The organism is Frankia sp. Mgl5 (assembly GCF_023242985.1).
Lineage (GTDB): Bacteria > Actinomycetota > Actinomycetes > Frankiales > Frankiaceae > Parafrankia > Parafrankia soli.
This window is the reverse complement of the sequence record NZ_JALKFY010000067.1, coordinates 1-288: the sequence shown is the minus strand read 5'-3', so window position 1 is coordinate 288 and position 288 is coordinate 1. Positions and strand designations below refer to the sequence as shown.

Sequence of the window (288 nt, the reverse complement as noted above, 5' to 3'; positions counted from 1 at the left end):
GCTTTTTGCATAGCGGCTTCCAGCCCCCGCAATTGCAGCCGAATCGATTGCAGGATCGCCTTTGTCCAGGGCGATGATGATAGCGAACTAGCTTCCTCCAGCTCAAACATCCCGGCAGCCTGCTCCAGCCATCGGGACGGCCGTGGATGGCTGCGGGAAAAATCATACAGGCGCAAAAGCATCGCGCTCAAACCGACGTCATCCTGTCCATCCAGCATCACATCAGCGAGAGCCTGAAAGCCAGCGTCCTGTTCATACCACTCTTCCAGCTTTGCTTCCAACACATCC

The 288-nt window shown here is 56.2% G+C and carries 1 protein-coding gene; it reads right to left on the bottom strand.

All coding sequences use genetic code 11. The annotated features are described in order from the left end of the window. The coding region (locus tag MXD62_RS08390) for a hypothetical protein (protein WP_248828829.1) at window positions 1-288 on the bottom strand (288 nt) is incomplete at both ends.